At 66.2% G+C, this 17,887-nt stretch carries 12 protein-coding genes; 10 read left to right on the forward strand and 2 right to left on the reverse strand.

The features are described from left to right. Positions 1–334: 334 nt before the first annotated feature. Positions 335–1,087 (reverse strand): response regulator transcription factor, encoded by a 753-nt coding sequence (locus DXK93_RS10680; protein ID WP_054453091.1) that lies wholly within the window; start codon positions 1,085–1,087, stop codon positions 335–337. Between the two features lie 564 nt (positions 1,088–1,651). After that, a complete protein-coding gene (locus DXK93_RS10685; RefSeq protein WP_054453093.1) occupies positions 1,652–3,256 on the reverse strand; it encodes a hypothetical protein in 1,605 nt (534 codons plus the stop codon). 387 nt (positions 3,257–3,643) lie between these two features. Between DXK93_RS10685 and DXK93_RS10690 the strand changes: the two genes are divergently transcribed. The 10 genes from DXK93_RS10690 (at position 3,644) to DXK93_RS10735 (ending at position 17,886) form a co-directional block, all read left to right on the forward strand. Continuing rightward, positions 3,644–4,309 carry a TetR/AcrR family transcriptional regulator gene (locus DXK93_RS10690; protein ID WP_119450031.1) on the forward strand — a complete coding sequence of 222 codons (666 nt, stop codon included), beginning with the start codon at positions 3,644–3,646 and terminating at the stop codon, positions 4,307–4,309. 47 nt (positions 4,310–4,356) lie between these two features. Next, on the forward strand, positions 4,357–6,705 hold the full coding sequence (locus tag DXK93_RS10695) for an acyl-CoA dehydrogenase (RefSeq protein ID WP_119450032.1): 2,349 nt from the start codon (positions 4,357–4,359) through the stop codon (positions 6,703–6,705). 14 nt (positions 6,706–6,719) lie between these two features. Next, entirely contained in the window at positions 6,720–8,015 is a 1,296-nt protein-coding gene (locus tag DXK93_RS10700) for an acetyl-CoA C-acetyltransferase (RefSeq protein WP_119450033.1), read from the forward strand. Beyond that, positions 8,012–9,970 (forward strand): 3-hydroxyacyl-CoA dehydrogenase NAD-binding domain-containing protein, encoded by a 1,959-nt coding sequence (locus DXK93_RS10705; protein WP_054453101.1) that lies wholly within the window; start codon positions 8,012–8,014, stop codon positions 9,968–9,970. The genes DXK93_RS10700 and DXK93_RS10705 overlap by 4 nt, the downstream gene beginning before the upstream one ends. Positions 9,971–10,046: 76 nt before the next feature. Then, complete coding sequence (locus DXK93_RS10710; protein ID WP_054453102.1) at positions 10,047–11,369, forward strand: OmpP1/FadL family transporter; 1,323 nt, start codon at positions 10,047–10,049, stop codon at positions 11,367–11,369. Positions 11,370–11,431: 62 nt separating this feature from the next. Continuing rightward, a complete protein-coding gene (locus DXK93_RS10715; protein ID WP_119450034.1) occupies positions 11,432–13,822 on the forward strand; it encodes a 3-hydroxyacyl-CoA dehydrogenase/enoyl-CoA hydratase family protein in 2,391 nt (796 codons plus the stop codon). Position 13,823: 1 nt separating this feature from the next. After that, positions 13,824–15,023, forward strand: a complete 1,200-nt coding sequence (locus DXK93_RS10720) for an acetyl-CoA C-acyltransferase (protein WP_119450035.1) — start codon at positions 13,824–13,826, stop codon at positions 15,021–15,023. Between the two features lie 17 nt (positions 15,024–15,040). Continuing rightward, positions 15,041–15,586: a PaaI family thioesterase gene (locus DXK93_RS10725; protein ID WP_054453108.1), complete on the forward strand. Its 546-nt coding sequence runs from the start codon at positions 15,041–15,043 to the stop codon at positions 15,584–15,586. Further along, positions 15,550–16,140: a chalcone isomerase family protein gene (locus DXK93_RS10730; protein WP_119450036.1), complete on the forward strand. Its 591-nt coding sequence runs from the start codon at positions 15,550–15,552 to the stop codon at positions 16,138–16,140. The genes DXK93_RS10725 and DXK93_RS10730 overlap by 37 nt, the downstream gene beginning before the upstream one ends. Positions 16,141–16,188: 48 nt before the next feature. Further along, positions 16,189–17,886, forward strand: coding sequence for an AMP-binding protein (locus DXK93_RS10735; RefSeq protein WP_119450037.1), 1,698 nt, complete (start codon positions 16,189–16,191; stop codon positions 17,884–17,886). The last annotated feature ends 1 nt before the right edge of the window (position 17,887 follow it).

A 17,887-nucleotide genomic window follows, 5' to 3' on the forward strand; every position in this document is an offset into this window, starting at 1 on the left:
CCCATACACGGTTCCCATGACGCTGGCGCATCATTGCTGCAACGGCAGGCTGCTGGCGTCACCGACCTCACGGGAATCTCGTCCGCGGCACGGAATCGCGATGGCGAGGCGGAGTTGTACGCCTTCTCGATCCAGTCTTGCGGACACAACCCATGCTATCAGCGGCTACGTTCGCTGAATCTCGTTCAGGAGGATGATTGGTGGAGGAATGCAGCAGCACTGCGACCGCGGATACTGCTGTGTATGAATTAGCCATGATGGCTATGCGCGCTCCCGGCAGCAACGGAACGCCTTCGTTCCAGGCTGCCGGGCAGGCCGCGCAAACCAATCCCGGCTACCCGAGCTTGCGCCCATAAAGCTGCCCGGCATCCACATCCCTGCCGTTCGGTTCATGCCATTCCAAGGTCGCGCCACGCTGCAGCGCCGCGTATACGGCTTCGCCCTTGTTCTTCACATGCAAGCGCTGGTAAAGCGTGCACGCATGCGTTTTGGCCGTGGCCACCGAAATGTTCAACATCCTGCTGACCGTCTTGATCGGATAGCCGCGCGCCAGCAACACCAGGACTTCGTATTGCCGCGGCGTGATCTGCAGCAGCTGCGCGCCGGCGCTGACGGGCATGGAACCCTTGCTGGCAGCGGCATCGTCGGCATCCCTGGCCGGCAAGGCGCAGACCGTTTGCGCGGGAGCCTGCAATGCCTGTTCGCTGGGGAAGCACTGCCCTCCCGCCATGACCAGGCGGATGGCCGCTTCAAGGATTTCCACCGATGCCGTCTTCATGAGGCAACCGTAGACGCTTGCCCCGGGCAACCCTTGTACCGGCATGGGCAGGGGCATGACGTCCGTCAGCAGCAGGATCCGCTTGGGCGTGAGCACGCGCTGGATTTCATGCAGCGCGCTCCACGCTTCGTCGGTATCCACCGGCAATCCATAGATCAACAGGTCGGCGCCCGCGTGCACGCCGTCCGCCTTGGAGATGTCAGCCAAACCCATCCCCTCGATTTCCCACACATCATCCAACTTGCTCAGAATCTGCCACAACCCCAACCGCAGGAGCGGATGGGCTTCAATCAGGACCATCTTGGCCATGGTGTCCTCCCGGTTTTTCGACGGGCCTAGAAGGGATCTTCGCTGTGCTGAAGACTATTTTTTTTCCAACCCTGCGATGCGAGTCCGCAATATTCCGGAATATCTAATGAAGCTGAACCGGAGCATTTGGGCTGGGAGACTTTGGTAGCCAACATAACGGATGGCATGGACCCATCTTATGGTTCGAAATTGTCAAAATCAAGACGTTTCGGCTCGATATAATCCGACAAAAACAGAAATCATTCGTTAGCCTTAATCATCATCGTAAATCTGGACGAGACGCGCATCTCATCCATTCCGGCGCTAGGGTTTTCACCAGGAATTCCCCATGAGGAGCTTGCGCTTTCCCTATGGAAGATGCAGGTCCGGCGCGGGTCGCAGGCTAAGGCAGGCCGCTGTTACAGGCGTAAAAAAGCCGCGCCGCGGCATCCGCCGGGCGCGGCCTGGAAGTTCCGGAATCAGGACAATAACTGTCTATATGTTTCCGCGGACACATCAAGCCCGTGCGTCTTTCTCGTAATCGAAATATAGGTAACATTTTTATTTTTGCGTTTCCGGCACGATTTACTCCATATAGGCGAAGTCAAATACCGTATGCCCGCCCTGATGGTGCCAATGGTGCATCGAAGCATGACGTTTTCTCAGGAAGCTCGCGTAGTGGATTTCGCCGTCCGTTTCCACATAGGTGGACGGCGTTAGTTCCTCTATCCGGTTCAACGACACGCCCTTGCCGTAGTGGCAGAAGCCCTGGTACTGGGCGCAGCGGATCACCTCTCCGCCAGGCGACACAACGATTCCGGCGTTGCGGGCCCGCATCGGGTTGCGCACGATGGGGTTGCAGGCATGCGGCGTCCACTCGGTCGAGCGCGGCGAATCCGAAAAGAAAGCGAATAATTCGTCGCAATGGCTTTGGCCGTCGGTCCGATCGATATTGGTTAATAACCACCAATATTCGCCGTGTTTGAAAATAATGGTATCGACGGCGGATATATTAGTCATCAAATTTACATCAAGCTCCCATTTGAGCGGAAAATCGGTGCATTTCCAGAGCTCTATACTGCGATTGCCGCAGGTCTCCGGCACCATGTAGGTGACGCCTTCGTGCTCGAATATATATGGGAATGACAGATGGTAGGGCAGGTTCAGGGCCGTGCCCAGCAGGCGGAAAGCCCCGTCGGAGTAGGTCGCAACCGAGATCGTGCCCTTGCGCGAGGTAAAATCGTAATCCTCGAAAAATATATACGGCTTTTTATCCTGGGTATATACAAACGGATCCGCGAAGAATCTGCCCTTGGGCGGCTGCAATACCATGGCCTCGGATACCACCGCCTGCTGCCGGGCAGAAGGAAACATGCCTATCCGCCAGCGCACATTGCGTTTCATGACGCGCCGCACAATCAAATCCGACATTAACCAGGCCTGACGCGCAATATATGCGGCGCTATCCCACTCCACCGGATCCTCGCGCCGCAAGCCGCTCATGATCTGCATGCCCGGCGGCGCAACGCCTTGCTTGACGCGGGCCAGCGCCTGCAGCGCGTCGTACACCATGAAATTGCCCAGGCTGAACGCGCGCGCCTGATTCTTCAACCAGAACACTTCGGTGTTGAAACTGCGCTGGTCCAGCAATTCGTCCTGGTCCTCCCGCGGCCCCACGCGCCAGAGCTTCACCGTGGTGTGATCTTCACGCTGATAGACCTCCCAGAAGCCGGCATAGCGGCTGGTCGCCACCGCAATATCCGAATAACTCAGCTGCCATACGCCCAGCCGCGCCCAGCCCGCCATTTGTTCTCGGGTGGCCGGCGATGCGCCCAGCGTGATGACCAGGTCCAGGCCCAGCGCCGCAACCTGGCTTTGCACCTCGGCCGCGGGCATGCCAGGCGTCAACGACAGGACGGCAGCCGTATCCGATGACACGCTTTCCCGCATGTCGCGGCACGCAAGCGCCTGCCGCTGCTTTGCCGGCAGCAGCCGCGCTTCCAGGCGCGACAAGGCGCCAAACAACGCGCGCGCACCCAACCGGGGCGCTTTCTCGCCGCCCTCCTCACTCATCACCAGCAAAGCAGCGACTTCAAAATCCTGGCTATGCGTGAGCCAATCCACCATCTCATGCATCCAGCCGGGTTGCTCGTACCCGTCGACCAGCAGTCCCACTCTGTAGGTTTTCATTTCTCCTGCTCCTGTGCCAGGGCTTGTCGGCCTTCCGTCCGTTACGGCGAACGGACTAGGGCCTGTCATTGCGTATTCAGGGGCGCGACAGATTCAACTCCTCGCGCTGATACTGCGGGGTTTTGCGCCTCCCTTCCAGACCACATTCATCCTAGGTCGGCAGTCCGAGGACGAAAGGCTCAAGGTCATGCGCAAACACTAGGAAATCGTTACTCCCTCCGCATGAGTTTCGTCATCCCTCTGGTGGAGATTGGCGAGAATCCGGCCGGTCCTGAACGCGGGACTTGCGGCCCGCTAGTGGTAAACCCTATTGGGGATAGCCGAGGCTCGCGTCTCAGCCATCTCTCACGCATAATTGTTTTTAAACGAACGTTTGAATTCAACCTTATGCAAGAAATCAGACCGTCCCTCACCCGTGAATCCATCCTGGACACCGCCGAGGCCTTGTTTGCCCAACAAGGACACGATGGCACCTCGATGCGCCAGATCACCGCGGCCGCCGGCGTCAATCTGGCGTCGGTGAACTATCACTTCGGCTCCAAGGAGTCACTCGTGCAGGCGGTGCTCAAACGTCGCCTTGAAGTGCTGAACCGCGAGCGCTTGCGACTTTTGGATGAGCTGGAGGCGCAAGCCGAAGGCAGGCCCCTGAAGCCGTCGCAGATCGTGGACGCCTTTTTCGGCACGCTGCTGCGCCTGGCGGCCGATCCCGCGCAGGCCGGCAGCACCTTCCTGCCGCTGCTCGAACGCACCATGACGGATCCCTCCGACTTCATCCGCGCGCTGTTCGCGGAGGAGTACGCGGATGTGCTGGAGCGCTACCGCAACGCGCTGTTCGCAGCCCTGCCCGACGTGCCCCGCGCGGAAATCATGTGGCGCTTCCAGTTCATGCTGGGCGCCACCTCGTACGCCATCATCGGCACCGACCTGTTGCGCTCGGTCACGGGCTGGACCATCGACGACGCCGAACAACCGGATAACCCCAACCTGCTGCTGCCGCGCCTGATGAGCTTTCTGCTCGGCGGCCTGCGCTCGCCCCTGCCGCACGTGCCCTGAACGCCAAACGCCCGCAGACGGAACAGAACCTCCACGGAGACAAGAAAATGAACGCAGTCATCTACGCTCTGGTCATCGTCGCGCTCCTGGCGGCGGTCTTGCTGGGCGTACGTCCGATCCGCCGCGCCCTTTTGTCGGCGCCGATCTTCAACCTGTACCGCAAGGTGCTGCCGCAGATGTCGGACACCGAGCGCGATGCGCTGGAGGCCGGTACGGTGTGGTGGGAAGGCGAACTATTCCGCGGCCGGCCCGACTGGAGCCGCCTGCTGGCCTATCCCCGCCCGCGCCTGAACCATGACGAGCAGCGTTTCCTCGACGTCCAGGCCGAAGAGGCCTGCCGCATGGTCAACGACTGGCATGTCACGCAGGAAAGCCACGACCTGCCGGCCGAGGTCTGGAGCTACCTGAAGACCCAGGGCTTCCTGGGCATGATCATTCCCAAGGAATACAGCGGCCTGGGGTTCTCGGCCTATGCCCATTCCGAAATCGTGACCAAGCTGTCCACGCGCTCGTCGGCGCTGGCGGTTTCAGTCATGGTGCCCAACTCGCTCGGCCCCGCCGAACTGCTGCTGCACTACGGCACCGACGACCAGAAGAACCACTACCTGCCGCGCCTGGCGCGCGGCGAGGAAGTGCCCGCCTTCGCGTTGACCAGCCCCTGGGCCGGCTCCGACGCCGCCGCCATCCCCGACAGCGGCATCGTCTGCAAGGGCGAATGGCAGGGCCGCGAAGTGATAGGCATGAGGGTCACCTGGGACAAGCGCTACATCACGCTGGCGCCTGTGTGCACCCTGTTGGGCCTGGCGTTCCGCCTGTACGATCCCGACGGCCTGCTGGGCGGCGCGAAAGACCTCGGCATCACTTGCGCGCTGGTGCCGCACGACCATCCGGGCGTGGACACCGGCCGCCGCCATTTCCCGCTGAACGCCATGTTCATGAACGGCCCCACGCGCGGCGCGGACGTCTTCATGCCGCTGGATTTCATCATCGGTGGTCCTGCCATGGCCGGCCAGGGCTGGCGCATGCTGATGGAATGCCTGGCGGCGGGACGCTCGATCTCGCTGCCCTCCTCCAACACCGGCATGTCCAAGCTGACGACCCGGGCGGTGGGCGGCTATGCGCGCGTGCGCAGCCAGTTCCGCACGCCCGTCGGCAAGTTCGAAGGCGTGGAGGAAGCGCTGGCGCGCATCGGCGGCAACACCTACATGATGGACGCCGCGCGCAGCATGACGGCAGGCGCGGTGGACCTGGGCGAAAAGCCATCGGTGGTGTCCGCCATCGTCAAGTACCACGTGACCGAACGCGCGCGCCAGGTCGTCAACGACGGCATGGACGTCATCGGCGGCAAGGGCATCTGCCTGGGCCCGTCCAACTTCCTGGGCCGCGCCTACCAGCAGATTCCGATCGGCATCACGGTGGAAGGGGCCAACATCCTCACGCGCAGCCTGATCATCTTCGGCCAGGGCGCGATCCGCTGCCATCCCTACGTGCTGGCTGAAATGCAGGCCGCGCAATCGTCCGACCGCAAGCAGGGCCTGGACGATTTCGACCGCGCCTTCTGGGGCCACGTGGGCTTCGTCGCGAAGAACAAGCTGCGCGCGCTGGGCACGGCGCTCACGGGCGCGCGCTGGGTCGGCGTCAACGCCGATGTCGCTCCCGAGATGAAGCGCTACTACCAGCTGCTCAGCCGCTACAGTGCCGCCTTCGCGCTGCTGGCGGACACCTCGATGCTGGTGCTGGGCGGCAGCCTCAAGCGCCGCGAGCGCCTGTCGGCGCGCCTGGGCGATGTGCTGTCGCAGATGTACCTGATCAGCGCCACGCTCAAGCGCTTCGAAGACGAAGGCCGCCAGGCGGCCGACGCGCCGCTGGCGCACTGGTCCATCCAGGACGCGCTGTACAAGCTGCAGGAAGCCGTCGAAGGCGTGCTGGACAACTACCCCAACCGTTTCGTGGCCTGGAGCCTGCGCCGCCTGGTCTTCCCCTGGGGCCGCACGCAAGCCCTGCCCTCGGACCAGTTGGGCCAGGACGTGGCGCGATTGCTGATCAATCCCAGCGCGACGCGCGACCGCCTGACCGCCGGCTGCCACCTGCCCGCGACCGAGGCCGAGCCGGTGGGCGCGATCGAGCTGGCGCTGGCCGCCACACTGGATGCCGAGCCCATCGAAGCCAAGATCCGCGAACTCGAAAAGCGCGGCGCGCTTGACGGCAATCCACAGGCCAACGTGCGCGATATCGCCGATGCCGCCTTCGCCATCGGCGGCATCACCGCCGAAGAATATGCAGTGGTGAAACGCCGCAACCGCTTGCGCGACACGGTGGTGAAAGTGGATGATTTCCCCTTTGATTTGCGCGCCGCGGACCAGGGCAGCCCCGCCGCCGAACGCAGGGCCGCCTGAACAGGAGGAATCGGATGGCATTCAAACCGGTTTACGTCGTCGACGGCGCCCGCACGCCTTTCCTGAAGGCGCGCACCGGCCCGGGCCCCTTCTCCGCCGGCGATCTCGCCGTGCAGGCGGGACGCGCCCTGCTGCTGCGCCAGCCCTATGCGCCCACCGACCTGGACGAGGTCATCGTGGGTTGCGCCGCGCCTTCGCCCGACGAAGTGAACATCGGCCGCGTGATCGCGCTGCGCCTGGGCTGCGGCAACAAGGTGCCAGGCTGGACCGTCATGCGTAATTGCGCCTCGGGCATGCAAGCGCTGGATTCGGCGGTGGCCAACATCCAGTCCGGCCGTTCGGAGCTGGTGCTGGCCGGCGGCACGGATGCGCTGTCGCGCGCGCCGGTGCTGTATTCGGACGAGATGGTACGTTGGCTGGCCAGCTGGTATGCCGCGCGCGGCGCGGGCGCCAAGCTCGCGGCGCTGGGCCGTTTCCGTCTGCGCAATCTTGCGCCCGTCATCGGTCTGCTCAAGGGTCTGACCGACCCGGTGGTCGGCCTGTCCATGGGGCAGACTGCCGAGAACGTCGCGACCCGCTTCGGCATCGACCGCGCCGCGATGGACGCCTACGCGGCGCAGAGCCATGCTCGCGCGCGGGCGGCCCGCGCGGCCGGCGCCCTTGGCGAGATCTCGCCGCTGATCGACACGCAGGGCAAGCTGTATCCCGATGACGACGGCGTGCGCGACGACTCCACTCCCGAGAAGCTCGCCAAGCTCAAACCCGTCTTCGACAAGCCCTGGGGCAACATCACCGCGGGCAACAGCTCGCAAGTCACCGACGGCGCCGCCATGCTGGTCCTCGCTTCAGAGGAAGCGGTGCGCAAATGGAACCTGCGGCCGCTGGGCCGCATCCTCGACAGCCAATGGGCCGGCCTCGATCCCGCGCAGATGGGCCTGGGGCCGGTGCATGCGGCCACGCCCATCCTGCAGCGCCACGGGCTGGGCCTCAATGACCTGGACTTGTGGGAAATCAACGAGGCCTTCGCCGCCCAGGTGTTAGGCTGCCTGGCGGCCTGGCGCGACGATGCCTATTGCCAGGAACACTTCGGCACGCCGGCCTGGGGCGACCTCGACCCGGCCCGGCTCAACGTCGATGGCGGCGCGATCGCCATCGGGCATCCCGTGGGCGCTTCCGGCGCCCGCATCGTGCTGCACCTGCTGGCGGCCCTCAAGCGCCGCGGCGCCAGGCGCGGCATGGCGGCCATCTGCATCGGCGGCGGCCAAGGCGGCGCGATGCTGGTCGAAACCCTGGACGAGGACCGCTCATGACGACTATCGACACGCTTGCGCACTGGCGCCTGGAGCGCGATGCCGACGGCCTGGCGTGGCTGACCTTCGACCGCGCCGGCAGCGCGGTCAATGCCTTGTCCGCCGACACCATGAGCGAACTTGCGGTGGTGCTGGACGCGCTGGACGCGGCCCCGCCCGCGGGCCTGGTGATCCGGTCTGGCAAATCCACGGGCTTTGTCGTGGGCGCTGACGTCAATGAATTCGCCAGCCTGGACACGCCCGAGCAGGCACGCGCGCTGGTGGCGCGCGGATGGGACCTGTTCAACCGACTGGCCGCGGTGCGCTATCCCACGCTGGCCCTGATCCAGGGCCACTGCCTGGGCGGCGGGCTCGAACTCGCGCTGGCCTGCCGCTACCGCCTGGTGGCGGACCAGCCGGGCACGTCGCTCGCCTTGCCCGAAGTCATGCTCGGCATCTTTCCCGGCTGGGGCGGCATGCTGCGCCTGCCGCGGCTGATCGGCGCACCGGCCGCGCTGGACATGATGCTGACCGGCCGAGGCGCCGACGCGCGCCGCGCTGCGGCGCTGGGCCTGGCGGACGCGCGCGTGCCGCCCCGCCTGCTGCTGGCCGCCGCGCGCCAGACCGTGCTGTCGCGCAAGGCGCCACGCCGCGCGCGCGGCCTCGGCGCCTGGGCCAACCGCTGGCCGCTCAAGGCCATCGTCGCCAACCGCGCCCGCAAGCAGATCGCGGCCAAGGATCCCCTGGGCCACTATCCGGCCGCGCCCGCCATCGTCGAGATCTGGGAAAAGCATGGCGGCAACGCCTTGCAGGCGCCTGCGCTGATCGAGCGCATCATTTCCTCCGACACCGCCCGCAACCTGCTGCGGGTGTTCCGCCTGCAGGAACGGCTGAAGGCCAACGGCAAGCAGGCCGGCATTGCGCCCGCGCGCCACGTGCACGTGGTCGGCGCCGGCGTGATGGGCGGCGACATCGCGGCCTGGTGCGCGCTCAAGGGCATGACGGTCACCTTGCAGGACCAGGACATGGCGCGCATCGCGCCCGCCATCAAGCGCGCCGCCCAGCTGTTCTCGCGCCGACTGAAGGATCCGCGACTCGCGCGCGCGGCGTTCGACCGCCTGGTGCCGGATCCCGCAGGCGGCGGCGTGCCGCTGGCCGACATCGTCATCGAAGCCATCAGCGAACAGCCCGAAGCCAAGCGCGCGCTCTACCGCGCCCTGGAGCCGCGCATGAAGGCCGATGCGCTGCTCGCCACCAACACCTCCAGCCTGTCGCTGGAGACCTTGCGCGCGGATCTGGCGCAGCCCCAACGGCTGGTTGGCATCCACTTCTTCAATCCCGTGGCCAAGATGCCGCTGGTAGAGGTCGTGCACGCCGACGGCGACTCGGACGAGGCGCAAGCCCGCGCCTGCGCCTTCGTCGGTCAGATCGACAAGCTGGCGCTGCCGGTCAAGAGCGCGCCGGGCTTCCTGGTCAACGCCGTGCTGGCGCCCTACATGCTGCAGGCCATGCGCAGCGTGGACGAGGGCCTGGCGCCCGAAGCCGTGGACGCGGCCATGGTCGCATTCGGCATGCCGATGGGGCCGCTGGAGCTGGCCGATACCGTGGGGTTGGATATTGCCCGTGCGGCGGGCGCGGAACTTGCTGGCGGCGCCGAGCCGCCGCGCTGCCTGGCCGAGCGCCTGGCGCGCGGCGACCTGGGCAAGAAAAGCGGCCGCGGCTTCTACGCCTGGCGCGACGGCAAACCGGTCAAGGGCGCCAGCCAGTCCGGCGCGCCCGCCGGATTGGCGCAGCGCCTGATACAACCGCTGATCGACGCCACGCGCCAGCGCGTGGATGCGGGCATCGTCGCCGACGCCGACCTGGCCGACGCGGGCGTGATTTTCGGAACGGGGTTCGCGCCATTCACGGGCGGTCCCTTGCATTACCAAAGCAGCAACGCGGTGCGGAGTATAAGACCGGCTGAGGCCGATTAGGACCTGTACAACCTAAACCGGAACGACAAGACCGGCAGTGCCATAGAGACATCATCCATCACGAGGAGGCAGTACCATGAGCAGACGTTCATTGTCCCTGAGCACCTTGTCGGCCCTCGTGGTCGGCCTGGGCGCATCCACGGCAACGCACTCGGCCGGCTTTCAGCTCCTGGAGCAGAACGCCAGCGGCCTGGGCAACGCCTATGCAGGCTCTGCGGCGAATCCGGAGAACGCCAGCATCATCTATTACAACCCGGCCGGCATGACCTACCTGCCCGGCTTCAATGTGTCCGGCGGCGTCAACCTGATCAAGCCGTCATTCAAGTTTTCAGACAACGGCGACAGCCGCAACCCCAGCATTCCCGGCCTGCCGGGCACCGGCCTGGGCGGATCGCGCCCGACCGGCGGCAACGGCGGCGACGCGGGCAACCTCGGCGTGGTGCCCAATATGTACGCCTCCTGGCAGTTGAACGAGCAATGGTTCATCGGCCTGGGCGTGGGCGCCCCGTTCGGGCTCATGACCGAGTACGACGACGGCTGGGTGGGCCAGTACCACTCCAACAAGTTCGAGATCAAGACGATCAACGTCAACCCCTCGATCGCCTACAAGGTCAACGAAAAGTTCTCCATGGGCTTTGGCGTGAACTGGCAGCACATCGACGCCAATTACAAGAAGAAGACCGTGCTGCCGGTTCCCGGCATGCCGCTGGGCACGACCGGCGACGCCGACCTGAATCTCAAGGGCGATGCCTGGGGCTGGAACGTGGGCTTCATGCTGCAACCCACCGAAGACACCCGCATCGGCCTGTCCTACCGCTCGAAGATCAAGCACACCGCGAAGGGCGACACCGACATTACCAGCATCTATCCGCGCGGCAACTCGGTGTCGTTCGACGCCAAGGCCACCGTGTCCCTGCCCGACACCCTGATCCTGAGCGCGGCGCACCAGCTGAACGAACGCTGGGAACTGCTGGGCGACGTCTCGTGGACCGGCTGGAGCAGCATTCCGAATCTGAAGATCCGCAACTCGGGGCCGGGTGCGCGCGACGACGACCTGCCGCTGAACTTCCGCGACAGCTGGCGCGTCGCGCTGGGCGCCAACTACAAGTTCGCGCCCAACTGGAAGTGGAAGGTCGGCGTCGCCTTCGACCAATCGCCCGTGTACAAGGAAGCCGACCGTCCGACCTCGCTGCCGGACAACGACCGCTACTGGCTTTCGACCGGTATTCAGTGGCAGGCCACCAAGGACACCACGCTGGACGTGGGCTATACCTATCTCTACCTGCGCAAGACGGACATCGACACCACGTCCGGCAACCAGCTGACCAAGGGCCGCGTGGCGGGCACCTATGACAGCAATGCCCACATCCTGGGCATACAGCTGTCGTCCCGCTTCTAACCCGCCCCGGATGGCGGTCCGGCCCGGTCCGGCCCGCCATTCGTTTTTTTCAGGAGACTGCCTTGAGCAAGTTCGTCGTCAAACACGTCGCCGTCCTGGGGGCCGGCGTCATGGGTGCGCAGATCGCCGCCCATCTGGCCAATGCCGGCGTGCCCGTCACGCTGTTCGACCTGGCCGCCCCCGAAGGCGACCGCAACGGCACGGTCAAGAAAGCGATCGCCGGCTTGAAGAAGCTGGAGCCCGCGCCCCTGGCCGGCGCGGCGCGCCTGGCGTACATCACGCCCGCCAACTACGACGACGACCTCGAACGCCTGCGCGGCTGCGACCTGGTCATCGAGGCCATCGCCGAGCGCATGGACTGGAAGACCGCGCTGTACGAGCGCATCGCGCCGCACGTGGCCCCGGGCGCCATCATCGCCTCCAATACATCGGGCCTGTCGATCGACGCGCTGGCCAACGCCCTGCCCGCGGGCCTGCGCGACCGCTTCTGCGGCATCCACTTCTTCAATCCGCCCCGCTACATGCGGCTGGTGGAAATCATCGCCACTTCGCACACCCAGCCCGCCGTGCTGGATCAGCTCGAAACCTGGCTGACCTCGACCCTGGGCAAGGGCGTGATCCGCGCGCTGGACACACCCAACTTCGTTGCCAACCGCATCGGCGTGTTCTCGATCCTGGCAGCCATGCACCACACGGCCCGCCTGGGCCTGGCGTTCGATGAGGTCGACGCCCTGACCGGCCCGAAGATCGGCCGCCCCAAGAGCGCCACCTACCGCACGGCCGACGTGGTCGGCCTGGACACGCTGGCCCACGTGGTCGGCACCATGGAAAAGAATCTGCCGGACGACCCCTGGCACCGCTATTTCAAGCTGCCCGAGTGGCTCTCCGCGCTGATCGCCAAGGGCGCACTGGGGCAAAAGACCGGCGCCGGCGTCTACCGCAAGCAGGGCCGCGAAATCCAGGTGCTGGACCTGAAGGCGCAGGACTATGTGCCCAGCGCCGGCAAGCTGGCCGACGAAGTCGCCGCCCTGCTCAAGGAACGCGACCCGGGCAAGCGCTTCGCCGCGCTGCGCGCGAGCAGCCATCCCCAGGCCCAGTTCCTCTGGAGCCTGTTCCGCGACATCTTCCACTACAGCGCCGTGCAACTCGAACACGTGGCCGACAATGCGCGCGACCTGGACCTGGCCATGCGCTGGGGCTTCGGCTGGGCCCAAGGTCCGTTCGAAACCTGGCAGGCCGCCGGCTGGCAGGCCATCGCCGCCGCGGTGGCCGAGGACATCGCCGCCGGCCAGGCCATGAGCGACGCGCCGCTGCCGGCCTGGGCGCTGGAACCCGGCCGCAATGGCGTGCATGCGCCCGAAGGCTCCTACTCCGCGCGTACCGGCCAGCTGAGCCCGCGTTCGACGCTGCCGGTGTACCGCCGCCAGTTGTTCCCCGAGCGTGTGTACGGCGAAGGCGCCAGCGAGCGCGGCGTCACGATCTGGGAAAACGAAGGCGTGCGCCTGTGGAACCTGCCGCAGGTCGACGCCGGCGTGGCCATCCTCTCGGTCACCTCCAAGAACCACACCCTGGGCGCGGAAGTGCTCGACGGCATCCTGCAGGCGGTGGCGCGCGCCGAACGCGAATACGACGGGCTGGTCATCTGGCATGACGCGCCCTTCGCCGTGGGCGCCAACCTGCAGCAGGTCTCCGAGGCCTGCGCCGCCGGGCTATGGGACATGCTGGAGGCCACGGTTGAAAAGTTCCAGCGCGCCTCGCAGTCGTTCAAGTACGCGCAGATTCCCACCGTGGCGGCCGTGCAGGGCATGGCGTTGGGCGGCGGCTGCGAATTCCTGATGCACGCCTCGCACCGCGTGCTGGCGCTGGAAAGCTATATCGGGCTGGTCGAGGCCGGCGTCGGGCTGATTCCGGCGGGCGGCGGCAGCAAGGAATTCGCCGGCCGCGCCGCGGCGCTGGCCGCCAAGACAGCCACGCCGGGCGAGGTCTTCCCCTATCTGCAACCGGTGTTCCAGACCATCGCCACGGCGCAGGTCGCCAAGAGCGCGCTGGAAGCCATCGCCACGGGCTTCGCCCGCGAGCATGACATCGTCGTGTTCCATCCGGACGAGCTGCTGTACGTCGCCATCGGCCAGGCCCGCGCCGCGGCCGAGGCCGGCTACACGCCGCCGCCCCGCTTGCGCGACATTCCGGTCGCGGGCCGCAATGGCATCGCCAACTTTGAAATGGTGCTGGTCAACATGCGCGAAGGCGGCATGATCAGCGCGCACGACTACCGCGTGGCGCGCAGCGCCGCCGTGGCCCTGTGCGGCGGCGAGGTCGACACCGGCGCCAAGGTGGACGAGGAATGGCTGCTGGCCGTGGAGCGCAAGGAATTCGTGGCGCTGCTGCGCACGCCTGAAACCCAGGCCCGCATCCGCCACACTCTCGACACCGGCAAGCCCCTGAGGAACTGACATGAGCAAGCAGATTCAAGACGCCTACATCGTCGCCGCCACGCGCCTGCCGGTGGGCAAGCGCAACGGCGCCTACATCACCACCCGTCCCGACGACATGCTGGCCGCCGCGCTCAATGGCGCGCTGGCGCAGGTCCCGGGCCTGGATGCCGCGCGCATCGATGACGTCATTGCCGGCTGCGCCATGCCGGAAGCCGAACAAGGCATGAACGTGGCCCGCATCGGCCTGTTGCTCGCCGGCCTGCCGCAAAGCGTGGCCGGCGTCACCGTGAACCGCTTCTGCGCATCAGGCCTGCAGGCGGTGGCCGATGCCGCGGCGCGCATCCGCACCGGCGAGGCCGACATCATGATCGGCGCAGGCACCGAATCCATGAGCGCCATGCCGCAGATCATGGGCAACAAGGTGTCGATGAACCCCGCCATCTTCGAACACCAGGAAAACATCGGCATGGCCTTCGGCATGGGCCTGACCGGCGAGAAGGTCGCCGAACGCTGGAAGGTCTCGCGCGAGGACCAGGACGCCTTCGCCCTGGCCTCGCACCAGAAGGCCTGCGCGGCCATCACCGCCGGCCACTTCCGCGCCGAGATCACGCCTTATGAAACGGTGTCGCGCCAGCCCGGCGACGCCAGCGGCACGGTGCGCGTCGCGCGCCGCCTGGTCGAGACGGACGAAGGTCCCCGCCCGGACAGCAGCGCCGAGGCGCTGGCCCGCTTGAAGCCGGTGTTCGCCGCGCGCGGCAGCGTCACCGCCGGCAACAGCTCGCAGATGTCCGACGGCGCCGCCGCCGTGATCCTGGTGTCCGACCGCATCCTGCGCGAATTCAATCTGAGCCCGCTGGCGCGCTTTGCCGGCTTCGCCGTGGCCGGCGTACCGCCCGAAGTCATGGGCATCGGCCCGGTCGCCGCGATCCCCAAGGTGCTGCAACGCGCCGGCATCGGCCAGGACGCGCTGGACTGGATCGAACTGAACGAGGCCTTCGCCGCCCAATCGCTGGCGGTGATCCGCGAGCTGAAGCTGGATCCGGCCAAGGTGAATCCGCTGGGCGGGGCAATCGCGCTAGGCCACCCGTTGGGCGCCACGGGCGCGATCCGAACGGCCACCCTGACCCACGGCCTGCGCCGCACCGGCGGCAAGTACGGCCTGGTGACCATGTGCATCGGCACCGGCATGGGCGCGGCCGGCCTGTTCGAGGCGATGTAGGCGGAGCGGCGCGGAACATGAAGCCCTATTGGTTCAAGAACCTGTCGCCGACCTGGCGGGCGCGCCTGATGCGGGTGGGCTTCAACCTGCATCCCGCGTTCCGCGCCACCGGCGGCAAAGTGGTGCATGTATCCGCGGATTTCCATCACATCCGCATCAAGCTGCCGCTGCTGCGGCGCACCCGCAATATCGTCGGCTCGATGTACGGCGGCTCGCTGTTCGCGGTGACCGACGGCGCCCACCCCACGATGCTGATGTCCGCGCTGGGCGCAGACCACATCGTGTGGGACAAGGCGGCCACCATACGCTTCCGCAAGCCGGCGTACGCCACGCTGTATGTGGACTTCCGGCTCCCGCCCGACGAAATCGCGGAAATCCGCGCAATCCTCGCGCGCGACCATGAAACCACCCGGACCTATACGGTGGAACTCAAGGACCGAGACGGCGTGGTCTACGCCGTCGTGGAACGCACGATCTATATCGCAGACAAGAAGTTCTACAAGCAGAAGAACACTGGAGGAGAATCATGCGTCGCATCCCCGGAGGGCGAATCGCCGCCCTGAGCCTCATGCTTGCCGCCTGCCTGGCCGGCGCCCCCGCACAGGCCGCCGACGTCGAAGTCGCCGGCCTGCGCGTTCCGGACAGCCTGTCGGAAGGCGGCCGCGCGCTGGTGCTGAACGGCGCCGGCGTGCGCACCAAGTTCGTCGTCAAGGTCTACGTGGCGGCGCTGTACGCCACCGCGAAAAGCGGCGATGCGGCTGCGCTGGTCAACAGCGACGAGCCGCGCCGCATGCGCCTCTTGCTGCTGCGCGACGTCGACAGCAAAAGCCTGGACGAAGCCCTGCAGGACGGATTGCGCGACAATACATCAGCGCAAGAGCTGGCCGAGCTGAAGGCGCCGGCCGCCCGCCTGTCCGCCCTGATGGCGGAAATCGGCGCGGTGCGCGAAGGCGACGTGGTCGACCTGGATTTCGACGCCCGCGGCGTCGCGGTCTCCGATAACGGCAAGCCGCAAGGCCGCATCGACAGCCCCGCGTTCGCGCGCGCCCTGCTGAGGGTCTGGCTGGGCGACAAGCCCGCGCAAGCCTCCCTGAAAAAAGCCCTGCTGGGCGGCTAGGGCCCAAAGGCTCTCTTGCTGTACAGGCCACACACGGAAATCCGGCATATGGAACGAATCTGGCAGAAAAGCTACCCCGCGGGCGTGCCTGCGGACATCGAAATGGACGGCGTGACGACGCTGGTGTCGGTCGTGCGCGAAAGTTGCCGGCGCTACGCCGACAAGACCTCGTACATCAGCATGGGCAAGTCCCTCAGCTACGCCGAGCTCGACCGGCTGACGCGCGACTTCGCGGCCTGGCTGCACGCCAACGGCCTGGGCCGCGGCGACCGTGTCGCGCTCATGATGCCCAACCTGCTGCAATACCCCGTATGCCTGTTCGGCGCATTGCGCGCCGGCTGCGTGGTGGTCAACTGCAACCCGCTCTATACCCCGCATGAGCTGCAGCACCAATTGGCCGATTCGGGCGCCCGCGTCATCGTGGTCGCAGACAACTTTGCCGCTACCGTGCAGAAGGCCCTGGACGGCACCGCGATAGAACGCGTGGTGGTGACGTCCATCGGCGAGCTGCTGGGACCGCTCAAGGGACGCCTGGTGGACTTCGTGGTCCGCCGCGTCAAGCGCATGGTGCCCGCGTGGTCGCTGCCCGGCGCCATCCGGCTGGGCGATGCGCTGCGCGCCGGCGCCGCCGCGCCCTTCACGGAAGTGGAACTGGACCAGCGCGACCTGGCCTGCCTGCAATACACCGGCGGCACCACCGGCGTGGCCAAGGCGGCCATGCTCACCCACGGCAATCTGGTGGCCAATCTGAGCCAGGCCTATGCCTGGGTCCGGCCGCTGGTGACCGAAGGCGAGGAGTGCATCGTGACCGCCTTGCCGCTGTATCACATCTTCGCGCTGACCGCGAACTGCCTGACCTTCATGAAGATGGGCGCCAGCAACTTGCTCATCATCAACCCGCGCGACATTCCCGGGCTGGTCAAGGAAATGCGCAAGGTGCCGTTCTCGGCCTTCACGGGCGTGAACACGCTGTTCAACGCCCTGCTCAACAACCCGGACTTCGCGCGCCTGGATTTCTCGCGGCTGCGCCTGACGATGGGCGGCGGCATGGCGGTGCAGCGCTCGGTGGCCGACCGCTGGCGCGCCGTCACCGGCCGCTCGCTGGCGCAGGCCTATGGCCTGACCGAGACCTCGCCCGCGGTCACGATCAATCCGCTGGACGTGCAGGAGTTCACCGGTTCCATCGGCCTGCCCGTGCCATCCACCGACATTTCCATCCGCGACGATGCGGGCCAAGAACTGGGCGTGGGCGAGACCGGCGAAATCTGCGTGCGCGGACCCCAGGTCACACAGGGCTACTGGCAACGGCCCGACGAAACCGCGCTGGTCCTGTATGCCGACGGGTTCCTGCGTACCGGCGACGTGGGTTACGTGGACGAAAAGGGCTATGTGTTCCTGGTGGACCGCAAGAAGGACATGATCCTGGTGTCCGGCTTCAACGTCTATCCCAACGAGGTCGAGGACGTGGCCGCGCTGCATCCCGGCGTGCGCGAAGTGGCGGCGGTGGGCGTGCCCGACGAGCGCTCAGGCGAAGCCGTGAAGCTGTATGTGATCCGCAAGGATCCGGCGTTGGACGCCGAGACCCTGATCGCGCATTGCCGCAAGCAGCTGACGGGCTACAAGGTGCCCCGCTACATCGAGTTCCGCGATGACCTGCCCCGCACCAACGTCGGCAAGATCCTGCGCCGCGAACTGAAACCGGCGGCGCAGGAAGCCGTGCAGGCGCAAGTCCGGCAGCCGGGTTAGG

This window comes from Achromobacter sp. K91 (assembly GCF_003576205.1).
In the GTDB taxonomy this organism is placed as follows: domain Bacteria; phylum Pseudomonadota; class Gammaproteobacteria; order Burkholderiales; family Burkholderiaceae_B; genus Achromobacter; species Achromobacter aegrifaciens.